The organism is Sinosporangium siamense (assembly GCF_016863435.1).
GTDB classification, from domain to species: domain Bacteria; phylum Actinomycetota; class Actinomycetes; order Streptosporangiales; family Streptosporangiaceae; genus Sinosporangium; species Sinosporangium siamense.
The window spans coordinates 50393-70993 of sequence record NZ_BOOW01000058.1; the positions used below are offsets into that span (position 1 = coordinate 50393).

The following is a 20601-nucleotide window of genomic DNA, read 5'->3' on the forward strand; positions in this document are numbered from 1 at the left end:
CTTCGTAGGCGGCGGGTTGCATGGAGGGGGTCGCGATCGGCGGCCCCCTCGTTCGCCGGCGGATCCCCTGCAAGCGATAAGCCCTGACCCGCGAGATCAGCGCTTCTGCTATTTGTCCATTCCAGTGCTCATGATGCCGCGGACGAATGTGCGCTGGAAGAAGGCGAACAGCAGCACGGGAATCGCGATCGTCATCATGGTGGCGGCCTGGACGTAAGCGGGGTTGGTGGCGTGGAGACCGCTGAATGCGGCTAGGCCCACTTGGAGGGGTTGGAGTTCGGGACTGCCGGACAGGTAGATAAGCGGGACCAGGAAGTCGTTCCAGGTGTAGACGAAGTTGAACAGCGTCACCGCCGTGATGACCGGCCATGCCTGGGGCACGATCACCGAGACCAGGATGCGCAGGGGACCGGCTCCGTCAAGGGAGGCGGCCTCGTCCACCTCCCGGGGAATGGTCATGATGTATTGCCGTATCAGGAAGACGTTGTAGGCGTTGGCGAAGAAGGTCGGCAAGAGGAGTGGCAACCAGGTGCCGACCCAGCCGATGTGCGCGTAGACCGTGTAGGTCGGGATGAGCGTGACGGTCGCCGGCAGGAAAATGGTGGCGATGAGGAGCGTGAACAACGCCCCCCGGCCGGGAAAGCGGAAGCGGGCGAAGCCGTACGCGACCAGGGTGCACGAAAGGACGGTGCCGATGGTGCTGATGACCGCGAGGGCGATGGTGTTCGTCAGAAGCTGAGGAAAGTCGATGAGGCCCCACACGTCGGTGTAGTTGGACCACTTCGGCGCGATCTCCCAGCTCGGTTCCAGGTTGCGCCAGGACCCCTCCCAGGTGATGAGGCCCGCGCCGGGATTGTCGGGGTCGATGAATCCGCTTTCGGTGCGGCCTTTCTCGACCAGCGCGAGTTCTCGGATCTCACCGTCGATCGGCACCCGGTAGACGTCGTGGCTCTCGCCCTTGTATTCGAAGGTGCGCGGGTCGGACGGCAGGACCGGCGAGTGCGCTTGAGAGACCTGCTCCCTGCTCTTCACCGACAACAACGCCATCTGGACGAGCGGCGAGAGGATCGCCGCCGCGATGCCGAAGGCCACAATGGTCATCAGCGCGGTGCGGATGCGGCGTGTGACATCCATTCTCTTCACGGTGTCACCTCTCGCTGCGGTAGTAGACCCAGCGCCGGGAGGCGCGGAACAACACGAGGGTCACGATGAGCGTGATGACGAAAAGCAGCCAGGCCAGCGTCGACCCATAGGACATCTCCTGGTAGGTGAAGAAGGTTTGATACAGGTAGAGGTTGAAGAAGCGGGTGGCGCCGTCGGGGTCACCCGTGCCGTTGAAGAGCACCAGCGGGATGAGGAAATACTGGAGCACTTCCACGACGGCGAGGATCAGCGTGTAGAAGATGACCGGTGACATCATCGGCACGGTCACGTTGACGAGTTGCCGCCACCATCCCGCGCCGTCGAGCCGGGCGGCGTCGTAAAGGTCGTTGGGCATGGCCTGCAGGCCGGCCAGGTTGATGATGATGCCGGCGCCGAGCCCCCACAGCCCGACCATCACCAGGCCGGGGGTGACCCAGGTGGCGTCGTTCCACCAGCTCGGTGGATCGCTGATGCCGATCCATTGCAGGGCGCTGTTGACCCAGCCGTCCTCGACGAGCATGTTCTGCCAGATCAGCCCGCCTGCCACGAAGGGCACGACATACGGCATGAACAACATGACTCGCAGCAGCCCCGTGCCGCGAACGCGGCTGCTGTTGACGACGAGGGCGAGCAGGAACGGCAGGACGACGACCACGGGCAACCACATCAGGGCGTATCTCGTGGTCACCCAGAGCGACTCCCACGCCTGCTCGTCGCCGAGCAGGCGGGCGTAATTGTCCAGGCCGACGAATCGCACCGGGCCCTGGTCCTCAAGCGAGATGTTGAGAAACGTGAAGACGAAGGTGGCGACCATCGGCGTCAGGGTGAACACGACGAACCCGATGATCCAGGGCAGGATGAACAGGAACCCGTGTCGGGCTTCCCGACGGGCCATTCCGGTCAGCGGGGGCCGTCGGCGGATACGGATGGCGGTCAACGGGAAGCCTTTCACGAGGCGGCGCGGCCGGCGGGGGTGTCGAGGGGTTAGTTGTTCCAGACGGCCTGGATCTCGTCCTGCAGTTTCTTGAGCTCGTTGTCCATGTTGAGCCCGCTCTTGGTCATCCACCGGCTGCGATAGGTGCCGAGGATGGTGAGGGTCTGGTTGTACTTCGGGGTGTGCAATTCGGAGTGCGGGTTGTCGGCGAACTGCACGCTGTCCTTCACGACCTGCCAGTCCACTTCGTTGGTGAACTGCTTGGCCAGCACGTCGAAGAAGGCGTCTTGGTCGGCCGTGCGCGCGGGCATCGCGCCGTAGGCGGCGAGGAGTTCGTTGGAGGCGGGCCCCACCAGGTGACTGAGCACCTCGAAGGCTTCCTTGGGGTGCTTGCTCTTGGCGAGGATGCGGAAGGTGTCGGCACTGGTGGGAGAGGTGGTCTTACCCTTGTGAGAGGGCATCGCCGCGACGTTCCAGTCCTTGCCCGCGCCGGCCACGCCGTAGGTCGACCACAGGAAGTTCACGCTCATGGCGACGTTTCCGGAGAAGAACGCGGCGCCCTCGCCGTTGAACTGGTCGGTCTCGAAGACCTGACCGGTCATGACGAACTTGTCCTTCCACATGGAGTCGTAGAAGTAACGCCACGCGTCGGCCCAGGTGTCGGGGATCTTCACGGTCTTGCCGTCGCCGGAGTCCAGTGAGGCGGCACCGAAAGCGGAGCCCTGGTAGCGAAGGTCGTCGCGAGCCGGTTCGAAGCCGTATTGCACGATGTTCTTGGCGTCGAAGCCGGACTCGGTGGCGTCCTTGCCGTTCTTGTCGACGGTGAGTTTGCGGGCGAGTTCCTTCAGGGTCTCGTAGTTCCACTCCGATTCGCGGCCGTCCGGCCACTTGTATTTCTCGCCGTACTTGTGCGGAGGTACGGCGAGGCCCGCCTCCTCGAACATGTCGGCCTTGTAGAAGACCGTCGAGGGGTAGATGGCGAAGGGGATGCCTTCCTGCACCGAGCCGATGCGATAGAGGTCGACGCTGCCCTTCTCGAAGGGGCTGAGGTCGAAGTTGGCCTCCTTCATGAGCGGCCCGAGGTCGGCCCACTGCCCGTTGAAGGCCGCGGCGCCGCCGATGCCGACCGGGCCGACGATGTCGGGCCCGTTGCCGGAGGCGATCTGCGTCGCGAGGGTGTCGCGGGCCACGTTGTAGGTGACGACTTCGAGCTTGAGCCTGATCTTCTTCTGCTTGCGGTTGAAGTCGTCGACGACTTTCTGCTGCGCCTTGACCTGTTCGGCCTGCTCACCGGTGCCGAGGCAGCAGAACCATCGGATCTCCACCGGCGCCGCGTTCGAGCCGGAACCCGAACCCGAGCCCGAACCCGCGTCCGAGCCCGATCCACATGCCGCGAGAGCTAACACGGTGGCGCCGAGGGCGGCGAGAAGTCGAAGTCGGATTTTCATGTGTCTCCTTCAGGGGGATGTGTGTCCCCTCCGGCGCCGTCTGCGCCGGTGGACCATTGGCGGCGAAGGATTTTCCTCTCGAAGGACAGACGAGCCCTGCCACCGGGTATGTAGCTGCGGGTGAATTCGATGGGCTCGCCGTCCGGACCGAAAGCGGTCCCCTCAACGAGTAGCGCCAGCCGCGCGGGAGGGTTGTTGAGCAGGCGAGCCTCGTGCGGGCGAAGCAAAATGGGTTCGATGGTCTCGTGAGCGCGGACGAACCGGGCCCCGAATTGCTCGACGAGCAGGTTGTAGAGGGAGTTGCGCTCCAGGTCGTGGTTGAGCAGTCCCCTGAACCGCTCCCCCGGCAGATAGACCTGTTCGAGGATGAGCGGATTCCCGTCCGCGATGCGTAGACGCTCAAGGTAGATGATCGGCGCCGCCGGGGGAAGAGCCAATGCGGCGGCCACCGCGTCCTCGGCGGGTTCGACGGAGGAGTCGACCAGCCTGGTGTCGGGGTCCATGCCGTGCATGTGCATGAGGTCGGCGAAGCTCTCGCTTGTGGCGAGGTCGACTTCGAGCCGGGGATGCAACACGAACGTGCCGCGGCCCCGGGTGCGTTCCAGGCGGCCTTCCCGGGCCAGCTCGTCGAGGGCACGCCGTACTGGAATGAGGCTGCATCCGTAGCGGCGCGCGAGTTCCCGCTCCGGTGGTAGCCGGTCGCCAGGCTGCCACTCTCCCTCGTCGAGCGCGGAGCTCAAGTCGAGATACACCTGGTGGTGCAGGGGGGTGGGGCCGGCCTCCAGCCGAAAACGGGCCATTCTTGCGAAGTCCCTTCCGAGTCGGACTCTTGCCAAGCAGTTGCTTGATGATAATGTTGTCAGCAATATTCGTTACGGTCGGTATCACTGTCAAGACGGCAGGCATCGACTTCCTTCTCCCCGAAGGCAGGCCAGACGTGACGGAGTCCCCTCACCACCCCCCGGCCCCATGGCGGGTCGCACTCACCTTCGACGTCGAACACTCCGACCATCCCGCCCACCCCGACGGCACGAAGCTCGTGCTCGACACGCTCGCCGAACGCGACGTGACGGCCACGCACTTCATCCAAGGGCGCTGGGCTCAGGCATATCCCGCACTCACCAAGACGATCGCCGCGCAGGGTCACCTGGTCGGCAATCACTCCCATCACCACGCGAAGTCAACCTGGTTGGCCCCCGACGGGCTGGCCCAGGATGTGCGCGCCGCCGAACAGGCGATTCGCCGGATCACCGGGATCGACACCCGGCCGTGGTTCCGCTGCCCGTACGGCGACGGCACCCATGACCCAACAGTCCTGTCGGTTCTGGAGAAACTCGGCTATCAGGAGACGAGGTGGCACGTGGACCCCTTTGACTGGCGCAGCAAGGCGACCGGCGTGAAGGTCGCCCGCACCGTCATCGAAGAGGCGACCGCGCACGGCGACGGCGCGGTGGTGCTGTTCCATCCGTGGACCGACGCGACCAGGCGGGCGTTACCGCTGGTCATCGACGGTCTGCGTGCGGCAGGTGCCCGTTTCGTGCGCATGGACGAGCTCACGTGAGCCGCCCACGCGTCGCCATCACCGGCACCGGCTACATCGCCGACTACCACGCCCGCGCCGTCGCCACCGCCGGCGGCGAGCTGGTCGCCGCCGTCAACCACCGCGCCGAGTCCCTGGCCGCACTGGCCGAGCGGTACGGCTTCCGCCGCCAATACCTCGACATCGACGCATTGCTGGCCGACGGCGACATCGACGCGCTGATCGTCGCCACGCCCAACGTGTTGCACGCCGAGCAGGCCACCAAGGCCCTCGAAGCGGGCATTCCAGTGCTGCTGGAGAAGCCCATGGCGATGACCGTCGCCGAGTCGGCCGCCATCGCCGCCGCCGAAAGCGGGCCGCGTGCCAGGGTCATGCTCGCCCACTGCCTGCGCTTCGACGAGCAGGTGCGGTGGGTGCGCGATCTGGTGCGCGACGGCACACTTGGGCGGCCGGTGCACACGACGGCTTATGCCGTACACGCCGGGTTTGGGCCGGGTGGCTGGTTCACCGACCCCGTGCTCGCGGGGGGTGGTGCGATGCTGGACCTCGGGGTGCACGCCATCGACGCCAGCCGGTTCGTGCTGGGTGATCCGCAGCCGCTGCGCGTGACGGCACGCATTGGAACGTTCTATCGGGAGTTGCCGGTCGACGACACGGCGATCCTCACGATCGACTGGGACAACGGCACCAGCTCCAGCGTGGAGGCGGGCTGGTGGCACCCCTACGCGCCGGGGCCTTCTGGCAGCGTGCATGTGTGCGGCACCGAGGCATACGCGCAGACCTTCCCCGGCACACTCGTCAAGACCGGTGCCGAGCCCGAGGCACAGGCGGGGTTCTCCGCCGAGCTCACCGAAACCGCACTTCAGCAGCGCTATGACGGGCAGATGCGGGCGTTCTTCGAGCTGGTCCGCGAAGGGGCGCATCCCTCGCCGGACGCAGCGGACGGCATTACATCCATGCAGATCATCGAGGCCGCGTACAAGAGCGCGGCCGAAGGGCAGACCGTGTACCTGGGGAGGGGCCAATGAAATCGTTGTATGTCGAGTTTCCCGGGCCACACACCGTGAAGGTCGCACGTGAGGACATCGGGTCGCCGGGGGACGGCGAGGTGTTGTGCCGCTCGACACTGTCCCTGATCAGCCCTGGGACGGAGCTAGCCTGCCTGCGCGGCGATTTCGACCCGGGGTCCAACTGGGAGGAATGGGTGCAATATCCGTTCCGACCGGGCTACAGCATGGTGGGCGTCGTCGAGGAGGTCGGCCGGGGCGTCACGGGGTTGCGCCCCGGCGATCGGATCCAGAGCTACGCCGCTCACCAGGAGTTTGTCACGCTGAAGGCCGGTGAGGCCCGTGCCGTGCCCGACGGGGTGTCCGACGAGGAGGCGGTGTGGGTGCCGCTCGTCGTCACCGCCGCCGCCGGGACCGCCCGCGCCGCCATCGCCATGGGTGAGACGGTCGTGGTGCTCGGCCTCGGACCGGTGGGGCAACTTGTCGTGCAATATGCCGTCCTGCAGGGGGCGTCGCGTGTCATCGCGATCGACACCGACAACCGGCGGCTCCACATGGCACACACCCACGGCGCGACCGACACCATCGGAGCGACCGCCGCCGACGCCCTCGCCACCGTCGCCGAGCTCACCGGCGGCACCCTCGCCGACGTCGTCTTCGACGTCACCGGCAGCCCCGCCGTGCTCTCCAAGGCCGTACGGCTGGCGCGCACACTCGGCCGGGTCGTGCTGCTCGGCGACACCCCGACACCGTCGCGGCAGATGCTCGGCCCCGGCGTGGTGAGCAACTCGCTCACCATCCTCGGCGCACATGCCGACATCGTCTCCGACGACCCCGCCGCGGGCCCGCTGAACCGGGACAACATCACCAACCTTTACTTCCGCCGCCTGGCCGCGGGCACCTTCCGCACCGCCGACATGATCTCCGGACGGGTCTCTCCTCTGGAGGCGGAGGACGTCTACCGCGACCTGCGCGAAGCCGCACCCGCCGGGGCACTCTGCTTCGACTGGTCAGCGATTTCGACTGGTCAGAGATAGGGAACGATGACCGTAAAGATCGCCGTAGTAGGCGGAGGCAGCACCTACACCCCCGAACTCGTCGAAGGATTCGCCACCCGCCACGACCGGCTGCCCGTCGGCGAACTCGTCCTGCTCGACACCGACCGCGAACGGCTCGACGTCGTCGGCGGGCTCGCCGGGCGCATGCTCGACCGGCTCGGATGGCCGGGCCGCCTCACCCTCACCACCGACACCGACGCCGCGCTCGACGGAGCCGACTACATCCTGGTGCAGCTCCGCGTCGGCGGCCAGGCCGCGCGCAACCTCGACGAGACCATCCCTCCCAAATGGGGCACGATCGGTCAGGAGACCACCGGCGCCGGCGGCCTCGCCAAGGCCCTGCGCACCGTCCCCGTCGTCCTCGACCTCGCCGAACGCGCCGCCCGGCGCGCCAACACCGACCACTGGATCATCGACTTCACCAACCCGGTGGGCATCGTCACCCAGGCGCTCTTGGACGCCGGCCACCGCGCCATCGGCCTGTGCAACGTGGCCATCGGCTTCCAGCGGCAGTTCGCCGACTTCTTCGGCGTCGCCCCTGAACGCGTCGAACTCGAACACGTCGGTCTGAACCACCTCACCTGGGAACGTGCCGTACGGATCGACGGTGTGGACCGGCTGCCCGAACTCCTGGCCGCACAGGCCGAGATGCTCGCGTCGAGCGTCGACATGCCCGCCGAACTCATCCACTCGGTTGGCGCCATCCCCTCCTATTACCTGCGCTACTACTACATGTTCCCGACCGTGCTGGCCGAACAGCACAGCGGCGGAGCCACACGGGCCGAAGAGGTCACCGACATCGAACGCCGCCTGCTGGAGATGTACCGCGACCCTGCCCTGGCCCACAAACCCGAACTCCTGACCAAGCGCGGCGGCGCCTACTACAGCGAAGCCGCCGCCCAACTGGTCGCCTCCCTCCACGCCGACACGGGAGACATCCAGGTCGTCAACGTGCGCAACGACGGCGCCCTCCCAGACCTCCCGGCCAACGCGGTCGTGGAAGTGCCGGCCCGCATCACCCGCGCCGGAGCCAGCCCCCTTCCCTTGTCCCCCTTGGCCCCCGGCCCACGAGGCATCGTGCAGAAGGCGAAAGCCTACGAGGACCTAGCCGTCCAGGCCGCCCTCACCGGCAACCGCGCCGACGCCCTGACCGCCCTCCTGGCCAACCCCCTCGTGCCGGGCTGGGACACCGCCGTCCCCCTCTTGGACGAGATGCTCGCCGCCAACCTCCCTTATCTGCCCCCCTTCGCTACCCACGCATAGGCACAGGCCGCAGGCGTCTCCCGACGAAACCGGCAGGCCACTGCAACTCCATATCGTCCTTGGCCTGACCGATTGGCCAACCACCGCCCAGTGCCTTCCCGGTCCCTACGTGTAGGCACGCACGCCGAGTGCCTGGAACACCGTACGTAGACGTGTCGCTGTCGCACGCCTACGCATGGGTGTTCACGTGCATGACACGTTCTTGGGAAGGCACAAGTCCGAAATCACCGATCCTCGACCGGCACCAGCCCAGACCGGTAGGCGTGGATAGCAGCCTGGACGCGGGTGCGTGCACCGATCTTGCCGAAGATGTGAGACACGTGGGTCTTTACCGTGCCTGCTGTAATGCGCAGGCTTTCGCCTATCTCCGCATTCGACCACCCCAACGCCAGCAAACGCAGCACCTCCACCTCCCGGACCGTTAACTCCTCCTCTCCGATGCGGACCGGGGGTGCGGCGAAGCGACGGACGAGCCTTCGGGTGACCTGTGGATCTATCAGGCCCTGGCCTCGATGTGCCGCGCGGATCGCCGCGAGGTAGAGGTCGGGGTCGCCATCCTTCAGGAGGAAGCCCACGGCTCCGGCGTACGGCTTGTGCTGCCGCCCAGGATCGTCCACGGTTACGCTGAGGCCGCCGCCCCTTGAACGAACCTTGACTGTGGCTGCCTTGGCGGTGGAGTGTTTGGCGACGTTGGTCAGTGCCTCCTGGATGACGCGGTAGACACATGCCTCCACCTCGGAGTGCACGATGCCCTCCAAGCCGGGCTCCATGTGCAGTGCCACCGTCAGCTCCGTCCCCCCGCTACGTTCTGCCAGCGCAGCCAAGTCGGCCAGTCCTCTTTGTTGTGTCTCGCCCGTGTCGGACGGCACTAGCGTGGCTAGCCATGCTCTGATCTCCGCCAGTGCTTCGCCCGACAGGTCGGCGATGCCGCTCAACGCCTCTTCCGCTTCCGAGTCGCGTCCAGCGAGTGAACGGCGGGCGCCGACGGCCTGGAGTCGGATCGCGCTGAGGTGGTGGCCGACTATGTCGTGGACGTCGCGGGCTATGCGTGCAGCCTCCTGCGACCGCGCCCGTTCTTCCCTGGCACGTTGCAGGCGTATGGCTTGCACGGCACGCTCGGCCCGCAACCTCAACGCATATCCGACGGCGACAGGCGTGGCGCCGGCAGCGGCGTAGACCAACATGGTCACCACACCAGGTGCTCCTTCGCCGACACCGAGCACCACGGCCCAGCCGATGGACACGACCAGAAGCACAGTCCGAAGCCGGTGACGATGGTAGGCCGCGGAGGCCACGGCCAAACCCACCACCCACATGGCGTCGTCCACTTCCGAGGCCGCGCCCATCACCAGCACCATCGCCCCCGTGGCGGCAACCGCCCCCAGCGGAAACCGCCGCCGCACGGCGAGGGGGGCGCATATCGCCAGGATCGGCACCACCCACCTCGCCGCCTCGCCCACATCCGTGATCACAATCGACCGACCGCGCGACCACCCATCCGCGACCGAGACCACCAGTGCGAACACCGCCACCGCGCAAGCAAGCAGAATGTCCTGCCGCAGCGGCGGAATCCGCCGCCAGGCGGCCGTCACCCGCAGGGCCCGGGACGGCCATAGCCGCAAAGTCGCAGGTCGTCTCATGTTTCCAGTATCACTTTCCGACTGCCACACTCCGTTGCCTCGGGTGGGGAGGTTCCACGCCCGGTTCGCCACGGACTCCTCACGCGAGGACCCCAAGCCGTAGGCGGGGAAGCTCCAAGCCCGCTTCGCCACGGCAGAGTCACACAAGAACCCCGAACCCACGACCGCAGAGATTCCAAGCTCGGTTCGCCGCGGCAGGCTCACGCAAGGACTCCGAAACCACGACCGGAGAAGCTCCAGGCGCGGCTCGCCGCGGCAGGCTCACACGAGAACTCCGAAGCCGCAGGTGAAGAGGCTCCTCCCAGCCTGCTCCGCCAGATGATCCACGGCGCCTCAATCGCCCGGAGGCGATGAGGGCGGCACGCCGTCTGACGGCCGGAGCGGAGAGCTTGCCGTCGATCAGATAGGTGCACGCCTCGCCCGATCACGTTGTGACATCGGCAACCGGCGTCGTATGCCAGCAGGCTCACTTCACCGTCGCCTCACACATGACGCCGGGAGCAGGAAGCCTATTGCCGATCAGACAGGTGGACGACTTGCCGGAGCGTGTTTGTCACGTCGGCAACCGACGTCGTATCCCGGCAGGCTCACATCACCAGCGCTGGGTACTTGGCGCCCGAAGCAGGGCGCTTGTTGTCGATCACTTGTGGACGACTTTCCCGAGCGTGTTTGTCACGTCGGCAACCGACGTCGTATGCCAGCAGGCTCACGTCACCGCCACCGGGCACCTGGCGCCAGCAGCGGGAAGCTTGCCGTCGATCAGGTAGCGGTTGACGTGGGCGATGACGCATTTGTCGCCAGCGTTGACGTAGGGGCCGTGGAGGTTTCCGTCGTAGCGGAGTGTGACGGAGCCGGGGACCTGGTCGGTGATGCCGCGCACGGAGTCGTGTTCGTAGACGGGGCCGATGCCCAGCAGCGGCGGGAGCTTGTGTCCTGGCAGGGGGGCGAGCGGGTTGGTGGTCTTGGCCCACGGGGAGCAGCTGAGGACGCCGCTTTCCCATATGCCTGCGAAGTGGGGCGACACCTTTGCGGAGCGGGCCAACGACGCGCGGTAGCCGGCATAGCCGTCGACGGAATAACCGTCGGCGCACCTGGTCGCCAGCATGGCGCTGGGTTGCCGCATCAGGCCTCGGCCTTGCGGGTCGAACCCTGAGGCATTTCCTTCGGACGCCCTCTTGATTGCTGCGGCCCATGCCGGCCAAGTGGCCTCCCGCAGCATGAGCAATTGCGACAGCACCTTGAGGTCTTTGCTGTCGTAACGACGGTCGCCGGCTGCCGGAGCTCCCGGGAGGGGATTTCGGTCGGCCTGTCGCAGCACCGCTCGCCAGGTCTTCGCGACGTCCTTCCCGCGGAGCACGCAGTCAGCCGACTTCGCGCACCAGTCGGCAAAGCGCGCGAACGTCCGCTCCACGCCCTGATACAGCAGCCGTGTGGACTTCGCCACCGGCACCACGTGGTTGGGCACGCTGTCCAGCGCCATTGCGCGCACCCTCTTCGGGAACAACCGCGCATAGCTTGCTCCGAGCACGCCACCGTAGGAGTTGCCGAGATAGGTCAGCTTCTCCTCGCCGAGTGCGGCACGAATGGCGTCCATATCGCGAGCTTGTGTGGCGGAGTCCAAGTTGGCGAAGAGCTCGGGAGCGGCGTTGCGGCAACGCTCGGTGTCGGCGGTGTTTGTTTTGAGGACCTCGTCGTATGCGCGCTTGTTGTCGGGAGTGGCGGCGAGAGGGCCTGTTCCGCACAAAGCTATGGGAAGGTGGCCATCAGGAGTGGCAGGGCGAGCATGGCTGATCTAGGCCGGTTCATGAGGGATCCTTAGAACTAGGGACCGCGGCGAGCACCGCTTGATGGCCCCAAACGCTAAGCCGCCGCCGCCTCCGCCACATCTGCCACAGGGCATAGTTCGCGACCTCTGTTCAAGATCATCTGAGAGCTCCCTTCCGAGGCCACCTACGCGAGCCCTGCACGTTAGGAAAAGAGGGCATCACGCGCACCACACCTCGCTTCTCGGAACCCCCCACGCGCCGGGCAAACTCAGCGAGGAACCAATTGCGCCACGTCCGGGTTCCGTCGGGCCTGTCCGATTGTCCGCAGGCCCGGAACGCAGGGACGACCTGGTTGCCGACGCGCTTGCCGTGGCCGACGTGATACTCCACGCGGCACCGGACACCTGACCATCCGACTCCCTTCGAAGTCACGCGCCTGCACGATCTCGGGCAGCTCAATGTCGGCGACCGGGGAGCGGCCGATCAGCTCGTCCTTGACCGCCTCGGCGAAGACGGCGTTCAGCACCAGGTAGGTGCTGAGCCGCGACTAGGAGGTCAGGCCGTCGAGGAGTCCGTTCTCGTAGGCGAGGATGGCCGCCTGGACGCGGTTCTCCAGGCCGAGCCGGGTCAGAATGCGGTTGATGCGACTCTTGACGTTTGTGACCGTCAGGTCGAGGGCCTCGGCGATCTGGGCGTTGGAGCGGCCCTGGGCGACGAGGATGAGGACCTCCAGTTCGCGCTGGGTGAGGCCGGCGAGGCGGGCGGCGTCGGGGCGGGGCGGCCGGTGCAGGAGGGCTGCGGGGACCGTAGCGAAGGCGGCGATGAGGCGGCGGGTGACGCTGGGGGCGAGCATGGCCTCGCCGGCGGCGACGACGCGGATGGCGTCGGCCAATTGGTCGGGAGTCGCGGTCTTCAGGATGAAGCCGCCGGCGCCCGCGCGCAGGGCGGAGTGGATGTACTCGTCGTGGTCGAAGGTGGTCAGGACAAGGATGCGGGGGCGCGGGCCGGAGTGGGGCCAGTCGCGCAGGATGCGCTCGGTGGCCTCCACGCCGGTGAGGCCTGGCATGCGCACGTCCATCACCACGAGGTCGGGTTTGAGGGCGAAGGTCTGATCGACGGCCTGCCATCCGTCCGCGGCCTCGCCCACCACGCTCAGGTCGGCGCGGCGGGAGAGCATGGCCTTCAGTGCGCTCCTGACTAGCTCCTGGTCGTCGGCGATCAGGACGCGGATTGGAGTCAAGACTCCTCCCAGGTGAGGACGGCCTCGACGCGCCAGCCGCCCGCCACCGTCGGACCCGCCTCCAGGGTGCCGGCGAAGAGGGCGGCGCGTTCGCGCATGCCGATCAGACCGAGACCGGAGCCGGGCAGCGAGCTGTGGCGGGCTGCGGGAGGGCCGTTGGTCACGGACAGGGTCAGGGTGCGAGGCTCTTGCCGTACGTCGATGTCGACCGTAGTGGGGCCCGCGTGCTTGAGCACGTTGGTGAGCGCCTCCTGGACGATGCGGTAGGCCGTAACCTGCACCGCTGCGGATATGTCGCCCGGCGTGCCCCCGCTGCCCAACCGCACCTCGCAGCCGGCCGCCTCCGCGGTGGCGACCAGGCGATCCAGGTGGCGCAGCGACGGGCTGGCGCCGCCGTCGGCCGAGTCGGCGGAGGCGGAGAGCAGGCCGACGAGGCGGCGCATCTCCTCGAGGGCGCGGTCGGCCTGGACACCGATGGCGTGCAGACCCGGGTCGTCGGGCAGGGCCTCGGCGCCGGCCTTGGCCTGCATGGAGATCGCGCTGATGTGGTGGGCGACCAGGTCGTGCAGGTCGCGGGCGATGCCGGCACGCTCGGCCGCGACGGCCCTGCGGGCGCTCCGATCCTGCTCGGCGCGGAGGCGGGCGGCGATCTCAGCCAGCCGCCCGGCATGGGCGTGGACGCGGCGGTGAGACTCGCCGAGCATCCACACGCCCACGCTCACCCCGACCACCATCACGACGGTGAGGACGTCGGGCGCGGGGCCCAAACGGTCGAGAAGGAGCGGGGGGCCGACCACCGCGAGGGCCACCACGGGGACCGCGGCGAAGGTGCGTGAGCCGCCGTATCGGGCGACGAAGTATCCCGCGACGACCGCGAACATCCCCTCGCTGTAGCCGGCGAACGGCATGGTGGCCACCTCGTGGAGCACGTGGGCGCAGGTGACGACGGTCAGGACGGTCCACGGGTGCGAGCGCCGCCAGTGGAGCGGGAGCGTCTGGCCGAGCAGCAGCACCGCGGACATAGGCACCCGTTCCAGGGCAGGCGGGACGCCCTCTGCCGCCCACACCAGCAGGCCGAGGACCGTCATGGCGCCTAGGAACAGGCCGTCGCGGACGCGAGGGCGGCGGATGAGCCGCCGCATGTGGGCGAGGACCGGCTCGAAAGCGGAGGTGGTCACGAGAGGCCCAGCGTAGAGCAGCCCAAGCACCACGCGGTCAAGGAGGCATCCAAAGTTGCGCAGGCAGCGGGGAGATCCTCCTCGGGGCCGGACGCAGACCGTTCCCGAGGTCGAGCTTCCGGCATGATCGCGTTTCTAGGCTTGAAACATGAAATGGAAAACCGCAGGCACCGCAGGTACCGTCCTTGCCGCCGCCGCCGTCCTCACCACCGCGGCTCCCGCCGTGGCGGCCCCGGACACCGGGTACGGCACAGCCTCGCTCCAGCGCGACGTCGACGCTCTGGAGGCCGTCGGGATCGTCGGCGTGCAGGCCCGGGTGAGTGTTAAGGGCGAACGGGACCTGGTGGCCGTGAGCGGCAGGGCCTCGGTCCGGTCCCAGCGGCCGGTTCCGAAGAACGGATACTTCAGGATCGCCAGCACCAGCAAGACGTATGTCGCCGCCGTGGTGGCGCAGCTCGCGGACCAGGGCAAGCTGTCCCTGGACGACACCGTGGAGAAATGGCTGCCCGGCGTGGTGAAGGGGAACGGCAACGACGGGTCCGCGATCACGGTGCGGCAGATCCTGCAACATACCGCCGGACTGCCCGACGGCCTTCCCTACTACCAGACGGTTAAGGAGTGGCGCGAGCACCGCTTCGACCGCTACACCGACAAGCAGCTCGTCGAACGCGCGATGAAGCTCAAGCCCCTGTTCAAGCCCGGTGAGGGGTGGATGTACTCCAACGCCGGCTACAACCTCGCGGGCATGCTCATCGAAAAGGTCACCGGCAACCCCTGGCAGAAGGAGGTCGAACGCCGCATCACCCGCCCGCTCGGGCTCAGCCGTACCCTGTGGGGCGGCGACTGGACGCACATGCCGCAGCCTCATGCCAGGGCATACCGCCAGTTCACCGATGGGCTGGAGGACGTCACGAGCCACGGCGACGGCGACGCCTCCGGCGCCCTGATCTCCACGACATCCGAGGTCAACCGGTTCTTCCGCGCGCTGTTCGGCGGCAAGGTGCTCTCGGCCGAGGCTCTCGCGGAGATGAAGAAGACGGTGCCGACGCCCATCTTCGAGAAGTACATGCCGGGAGCTCGGTACGGGCTGGGCATCTCCTCCCGGCCGTTGCCGTGCGGCGGAACGTACTGGGGCCACGGGGGGAACGATCTGGGCTATTCCACCAAGCAAGCGGTGACCGAGGACGGCTCGCGCGCGGTGACCGTGTCCATGTCCAGCCAGTCGACCGACGAGGCCACCGCCCGCCGGGTGCAGAACACGGTCGACAAGCTCATCGAATCGGCGCTCTGCGACAAGTGACCTGCGGCGAGTAGGTCGATCAACTGCACTCCTGAAGCGTGGAGACCCTCGACTTCAGGCGGGAGGAGGAAACGCGGTACCCGGATGCAAAGAACACCTCGGACAGGGAGTCCGTCCTCGCCGCGTGATCAAGTCTTGTGCCTCTGAATTGTCAGGGACCACTCGGCGAGGGCATGGAGCCGCTGGTTGACCGAGTTCCAGAGATACAAGGTCATCCTGGGGTGTTCTGTACAGATCAATCGGTCATATCGCCGACCGGGCGGCTCTGATGAACGACGCGATCAGTCCGGGGTCCTTGACGCCGCGTGTCTTCTCAACGCCGCTGGAGACGTCCACTCCCCATGGTTGGACGGCTCGCACGGCGTCCTGGACGTTCTTCGGCGTCAGACCGCCGGCGAGGAGCCATTGTTCCCGGGGAGAGTCCGAGCGCTTCTTGGTCCAGTCCCAAGCGATGCCTGCGCCCGGGATGGGCGCGTCAAGAAGGAGAATGTCCTCACCGAACTCGCCGCAACGCGGCGCGGGCTCGCAGTAGGCGGTTCCGCGGATCAGAGTCCGCCCTTCCCGGCTGAGTGCCTCGTAGTAGTCGGGGCCTTCTTGCCCGTGCAGCTGGATGCCGCGGATCCCGCTGCCGGCCGTCAGGGACCGCACCTCTTCCAGAGGCTGGTTGCGGAAGACTCCAACGGTCAGCACATGCTCCGGTGTCCGCCGCGCCAATTTCAGGGCGAGGGTGGTGTCGATGCGGCGTGGACTCTCGGCGAAGACGAATCCGATGGCGTCGGCACCTTCTTCGATGGCTGTGTCCACGTCTTGTTCGGTCCGCAGACCGCATACCTTGATGAACAGCGGCTCTGTCATGACCCAATGCTCTCAGGCGTCAACGGGCGGCGAGGACCGGCTGGAGGCGATCGGCGAGAGCGAGTGGCTCAAGCCGGCCCGCCGCATACGCGCGAAGCGAGAGCGAGTCCGCTCAAGCCGGCCCGGCCTGTCCGCTGCCGAACACCTCCTTCAGGAGCTTCTCCAAGGCCTTCGGGAAGGCCTGCATCAGGTCGACGGCGGCGTCGCCGCCGGTCAGCGAGGCGGTCAGGGTCTTGGTGCCGTCGGGTGTGCTGTACATCAGCGCCCCGTAACCCAGGGTGCTGCCGTTGTGGTGGTAGACGGTGCCGCCGCCATCGGGCCCCAGGTCCTGCACGAACAGTCCGAGGCCGTAGCCGAGGATTCCGTGCGGTGTGCGCATCTCGGCCAGTAGCGGGGCCGGCAGGAGCTTGCCGCTCATCAGTGCGGAGACGAACGTGTGGAGGTCCCGGGTGGTCGAGATCAGGTCACCGGTGCCGGCCAGCAGGGAGGGGTTCTGGCGGGTGACGTCGGCCACCTTCCACTCGCCGGCGTCCTCGTATCGGTAGTAGCCGTGGGCGTGCGCTCCGGGGATCTGCGGCTGGGCCCCCGGTGCCACGGTGCCCGACAGTCCGAGCGGCCCCAGGATCCGCCGCTGCATCTCCTCGGCGTAAGAGCGGCCGGCGACCTTCTCGATCAGCAGCAGGGCCAGCGTGTAGTTGGTGTTGGAGTAGCTCTGGTCCGTCCCCGGCTCAAACCGCGCGGGCTTGGACAACGCATACCGCACCAGCTCCTCCGGCCGGTAGGTCTGGAACCGGTTGTCCACCCACTCTTGGCCCACCGAGGGCATTCCCGGCACGTACGTCCCGTCGGGGTCGGCCTCGCCGGTGTGGTTGAACACTCCGCTGGTGTGCTGCAGCAGCATCCGCGCCGTGATTCGCCGGTCCAAGCCGAACTCGGGCAGATAGTCGGCCACCGGGCTGTCCAGCCCGATCTCGCCGTCGGCCACCAGTTGCAGCAGCAGGGTCGCGGTGAAGGTCTTGGTGGTGCTGCCGATGCGGAACCGCCCCTTCGTCGACGGCTTCGCCTCCTCGCCCAGCTTGCGCACCCCGGCGCTGCCGGCCCACTCGCCCCGCTCATCGTGCACGCGCATCTGCATCCCGGCGAAACCGGCATCGACGAACTCCTGGACGGCCTTCTGCAGCTCCGGGCGGTCCTGACCGCTGTCCGCGCCGGCGGTCCCGGGAGTGTTTCCGACGGTGGGGAGAGAGTCGCTCATGACCATTCCTCGATTCGCGATAGTACGTGTTTTGTGTAACTCGAAAGCTACGTTGCATTCATGGTTTGGTCAATCCAAGAAACGACGTTTTCCCAAGTAGACGGCGATAAAATGGCGCAATGACGCTGCACCTGAAAGCAACACTCTGTTGCAATGAATGATGACTAAGGCAACACTGGTGGGTATGCCAGGAGGACGACTGACCCAGCAGGACCGCCAGCGCATCGCGGCCGGACTCACCGACGGACTCTCCTACCGCGAGATCGCCAGGCGGCTCGACCGGCCGACCTCGACGATCACACGAGAGATCGCACGCAACGGCGGCCCCGCCGGCTACCGGCCCCAGCAGGCGCACCAAACGGCGATCCAGCGGGCCCGGCGCGGCACGCCGGCGCCCCCACGGGCGGCCACACAGCCCAGCACTCTGGAGCAGGAGATCATCGAGATGGCGGTCAGAGCGGGGATGCCGAGGACGACCGCGCGCGTCCACCACGACCTGATGCTGTCCAAGGACGGCAGGCGCACCGCCGCCGAGCTGGCCCGCAGGCTGAACGTCAGCCCGGCCGCCGTCTCCGTGGCCGTGAACTACCTGATCCAGCAGGGATATGCCCGGCGCGAGCGCGATCCGCAGCACCGCCGCGACATCTACGTGATCGACAACGACGTCTGGTATCACTCCATCCTGATCAGCAGGCGGCAGACCATCGAGACGGTGCGGGCCACAATGGCGGCGGCCGAGACCTACGGGCTCGACAGCCCCGTGGGGCAACGGCTGGCCAAGACCGCGGCGTTCCTGGAACACGTCAGCCTCGACATGATCGAGTCTGCCGACCGCTGGCGCCCGCTCCTGACGTGATGGGACTCAGCCCCTCCGTGGAGACGGCGCCGCCCGACGCGTCCTTCATCACCGGCTTCACAACGGCACCGCCCCCGGTGCCCGCCGACACCGAGCAGCGCGGAGAAATCCCGAACAAGACGCGCGTGATCGCAGCCGGCACCGCCCGACTCACCCCGCCCGCCATACCCACTGACGGCCGCCGCCCGGTTTAGGCCGATTCTGCCCTAATAAGGGCGACAGGTCCCCGCTCAGATCTTCCCACCCCCCAACTCACCAGTCCACCGAAGGAGTACGGCGGCGACCGGGCATGCGCAGGTCGAACAGGGCATTGGTCCGCGACTGGTCCGCGTCGAGACGCGTGAAAAGGTTGACGAGGCCGACAGGCCCCCCCGCTCAGATCCTCTCCATCCCTCCAACTCACCTGTCCACCGAGGGCGTACGGCGACGGCCAGGCAAGCGCATCGTGAGGAGCTTGGCGCGGGGGGCCACGCGGGTCATCAGGTCGAACAGGGCATTGGTCCGCGACTGGTCCGCGTCGAGACGCGTGAAAAGGTTGACGCCGAGATAGAAGGTGATGGCGGCGTAGGCGAGTTCGCGAGGTGGCAGTAACCGGCCGAGCGGGGTGCCGCCGATGACGCGTTCAAGTGCTTCTTCCACGAAGTCGATCCACGGGTCTGAGCGTTTGACGATCTCGGCGCGGAGTTCGGGTTTGGCGATGCCCGCTCCGACGAGTTCGGAGAACAGGATGATGTGGCCCTCCGCCAGGTCGGTGCGGTAGATCACGCCGGCCGCCTCGACCAATTCCTCCAGGGTGCGCACGTCGGCGACGGCTGCCCGGTAGGCCGCCATTCGTTGTTCGGAGGACCGGTCCAAGGCGGCGAGCAGCAAGGGGTCCACGCCGCCGAAGTGGTAGAAGACCAGGGCGGAGTTGACGCCTGCCTCGCGTGCGATGGTTCTGGCGCTCGCGCGGGCGTATCCCTCGTTTCTGACCACGGTCGCCGCCGCGTCTATGAGGCGGTCGCGCGTCTCGGCGCCCGACTGTTGTTTTCCCGTCACTCCGTGGCCGTCCTCATTCGCCGTCTCGCCGGCGTCTTCAGCGCTTGACATCTCCGTGTTAGCTCATCATAGAGTTTAATCACTCGATTAAATCGCTCGATGAATGGAGTCCCGCATGCCGGACACCCCTGGCCCCGACGATTCGCGAGGGCACGGGCCTTTGGGCGAAGGTTCGTTAGGCGCACCGGACCGCAAGGCGGCGGGCCGGGCGAGGAAGGTGCTGGCCGGGGCGGTGTTCGCGCTGTTCGCGGGCTATTTGCTCTATGAGGTGCTCCATGCCGGGAGTCTTGAGCAGACGGCGCTGTTCTACGTGGGCATTCCGGCGGTCGTCGCGCTCTCGGTGGTGTGGCTCGCGCGGCCGGCCAGCCTCACGGGCACCGTGATGGCGACCATGACGGTGGGGTTGGCGCTGGCGGGTCCGCTGCTCGGCGAGGGGATTGTCTGCCTGTTCATCGCCGCGCCGCTGTTCTATCTGGTCGCTTTGGCGGTCATGCTGATCGCGGGCGCGATCAGCGACCGCAAGCGGCACGCATTACTGCTCGTCCCGCTTCTCGGCGCCCTTTCGCTCGAGGGCGCCGTGGATGTGACGACCGTCGATCGTGCACAAGAGGTGTCCGTGACCCTCGCCGCTCACGGAGTCGATGTGACGAGGGCTTTGGCGGGCACGCCTCGATTCGGCCCGGTTGACTCGCCTCTCCTCCGCCTCGGTTTTCCCCGGCCGCTGTCCTCCGAGGGCGAGGGGCTTGCGGTGGGCGCCACCCGCCGCATCACCTTCACTCCGCGTAAATCCCTCGGCCTCGGCGCCGAGTTCGAACCGCGTTCCCTCACCCTTCGCATCACCGAGAGCTCTCCCGGCAGGGCGGTTTTCACGGTCGTCGAAGACACGACGCTGGCCCGCTGGATGCGACTGCGGGAGGCGGAGTTCCGCTGGAACGGCGACCGGCTCACGGTGACCGTCCGCTATGACCGCACCTTCGACCCCGCCTGGTATTTCGGCCCCGTTCAGCGTTATGCGGTCGGTGAGGCGGCCGGCTATCTGGCGAGGACATTCACAGCTTGACATCCTCCCCCTCGTAAACG

Annotated in this window: 18 protein-coding genes; 7 read left to right on the top strand and 11 right to left on the bottom strand. The window is 67.1% G+C overall.

Annotated features, from left to right (window positions below):
• Positions 1-108 precede the first annotated feature (108 nt).
• Genes Ssi02_RS37185 through Ssi02_RS37200 form a run of 4 tightly spaced genes read right to left on the bottom strand, consistent with a single transcriptional unit; the run spans position 109 to position 4325 of the window.
• Positions 109-1134, bottom strand: a complete 1026-nt coding sequence (locus Ssi02_RS37185) for a carbohydrate ABC transporter permease (RefSeq protein ID WP_239130368.1) — start codon at positions 1132-1134, stop codon at positions 109-111.
• A 13-nt stretch (positions 1135-1147) separates the two neighbouring features.
• A complete protein-coding gene (locus tag Ssi02_RS37190; RefSeq protein ID WP_204033060.1) occupies positions 1148-2080 on the bottom strand; it encodes a carbohydrate ABC transporter permease in 933 nt (310 codons plus the stop codon).
• Between the two features lie 47 nt (positions 2081-2127).
• On the bottom strand, positions 2128-3525 hold the full coding sequence (locus Ssi02_RS37195) for an ABC transporter substrate-binding protein (protein ID WP_204033062.1): 1398 nt from the start codon (positions 3523-3525) through the stop codon (positions 2128-2130).
• Positions 3522-4325, bottom strand: coding sequence for a GntR family transcriptional regulator (locus Ssi02_RS37200; protein ID WP_204033064.1), 804 nt, complete (start codon positions 4323-4325; stop codon positions 3522-3524). The genes Ssi02_RS37195 and Ssi02_RS37200 overlap by 4 nt, the downstream gene beginning before the upstream one ends.
• 137 nt (positions 4326-4462) lie before the next feature.
• Between Ssi02_RS37200 and Ssi02_RS37205 the strand changes: the two genes are divergently transcribed.
• From Ssi02_RS37205 to Ssi02_RS37220, 4 genes are read left to right on the top strand one after another with little or no spacing between them, the layout of a single operon-like run.
• Positions 4463-5086: a polysaccharide deacetylase family protein gene (locus Ssi02_RS37205; protein ID WP_204033066.1), complete on the top strand. Its 624-nt coding sequence runs from the start codon at positions 4463-4465 to the stop codon at positions 5084-5086.
• The gene (locus tag Ssi02_RS37210; RefSeq protein WP_204033068.1) at positions 5083-6093 is read left to right on the top strand and encodes a Gfo/Idh/MocA family protein; all 1011 of its coding nucleotides are present in this window, start codon (positions 5083-5085) and stop codon (positions 6091-6093) included. Before Ssi02_RS37205 ends, Ssi02_RS37210 begins: the two co-directional genes overlap by 4 nt.
• Positions 6090-7109 (top strand): zinc-dependent alcohol dehydrogenase, encoded by a 1020-nt coding sequence (locus tag Ssi02_RS37215; protein WP_204033070.1) that lies wholly within the window; start codon positions 6090-6092, stop codon positions 7107-7109. Before Ssi02_RS37210 ends, Ssi02_RS37215 begins: the two co-directional genes overlap by 4 nt.
• Positions 7110-7115: 6 nt before the next feature.
• Positions 7116-8393, top strand: coding sequence for a 6-phospho-beta-glucosidase (locus tag Ssi02_RS37220; protein WP_204033072.1), 1278 nt, complete (start codon positions 7116-7118; stop codon positions 8391-8393).
• Positions 8394-8617: 224 nt separating this feature from the next.
• Here Ssi02_RS37220 and Ssi02_RS37225 read toward each other — a convergent pair whose 3' ends face one another.
• The 4 genes from Ssi02_RS37225 to Ssi02_RS37240 form a co-directional block, all read right to left on the bottom strand.
• Positions 8618-10033: a helix-turn-helix transcriptional regulator gene (locus tag Ssi02_RS37225; protein WP_204033074.1), complete on the bottom strand. Its 1416-nt coding sequence runs from the start codon at positions 10031-10033 to the stop codon at positions 8618-8620.
• A gap of 706 nt (positions 10034-10739) precedes the next feature.
• Positions 10740-11777: an alpha/beta fold hydrolase gene (locus Ssi02_RS37230; RefSeq protein ID WP_307825882.1), complete on the bottom strand. Its 1038-nt coding sequence runs from the start codon at positions 11775-11777 to the stop codon at positions 10740-10742.
• 569 nt (positions 11778-12346) lie between these two features.
• Positions 12347-13039: a response regulator gene (locus tag Ssi02_RS37235; protein WP_204033078.1), complete on the bottom strand. Its 693-nt coding sequence runs from the start codon at positions 13037-13039 to the stop codon at positions 12347-12349.
• Entirely contained in the window at positions 13036-14217 is a 1182-nt protein-coding gene (locus Ssi02_RS37240; protein WP_204033081.1) for a sensor histidine kinase, read from the bottom strand. The genes Ssi02_RS37235 and Ssi02_RS37240 overlap by 4 nt, the downstream gene beginning before the upstream one ends.
• Before the next feature lie 148 nt (positions 14218-14365).
• On the opposite strand from Ssi02_RS37240, the gene Ssi02_RS37245 reads away from it, so the two are divergent.
• A complete protein-coding gene (locus Ssi02_RS37245; protein WP_204033083.1) occupies positions 14366-15517 on the top strand; it encodes a serine hydrolase domain-containing protein in 1152 nt (383 codons plus the stop codon).
• Between the two features lie 243 nt (positions 15518-15760).
• On the opposite strand, the gene Ssi02_RS37250 is transcribed toward Ssi02_RS37245, so the two are convergent.
• Positions 15761-16372 carry a phosphoribosylanthranilate isomerase gene (locus Ssi02_RS37250; RefSeq protein WP_239130360.1) on the bottom strand — a complete coding sequence of 204 codons (612 nt, stop codon included), beginning with the start codon at positions 16370-16372 and terminating at the stop codon, positions 15761-15763.
• 112 nt (positions 16373-16484) lie between these two features.
• A complete protein-coding gene (locus Ssi02_RS37255) occupies positions 16485-17627 on the bottom strand; it encodes a serine hydrolase domain-containing protein (RefSeq protein WP_204033085.1) in 1143 nt (380 codons plus the stop codon).
• Between the two features lie 184 nt (positions 17628-17811).
• On the opposite strand from Ssi02_RS37255, the gene Ssi02_RS37260 reads away from it, so the two are divergent.
• A complete protein-coding gene (locus Ssi02_RS37260; RefSeq protein WP_239130361.1) occupies positions 17812-18483 on the top strand; it encodes a GbsR/MarR family transcriptional regulator in 672 nt (223 codons plus the stop codon).
• A gap of 399 nt (positions 18484-18882) precedes the next feature.
• Here the strand turns inward: Ssi02_RS37260 and Ssi02_RS37265 are convergent, their stop codons facing one another.
• Entirely contained in the window at positions 18883-19572 is a 690-nt protein-coding gene (locus tag Ssi02_RS37265) for a TetR/AcrR family transcriptional regulator (RefSeq protein ID WP_204033089.1), read from the bottom strand.
• A gap of 64 nt (positions 19573-19636) precedes the next feature.
• On the opposite strand from Ssi02_RS37265, the gene Ssi02_RS37270 reads away from it, so the two are divergent.
• Positions 19637-20581, top strand: coding sequence for a hypothetical protein (locus Ssi02_RS37270; protein WP_239130362.1), 945 nt, complete (start codon positions 19637-19639; stop codon positions 20579-20581).
• Positions 20582-20601 lie beyond the last annotated feature (20 nt).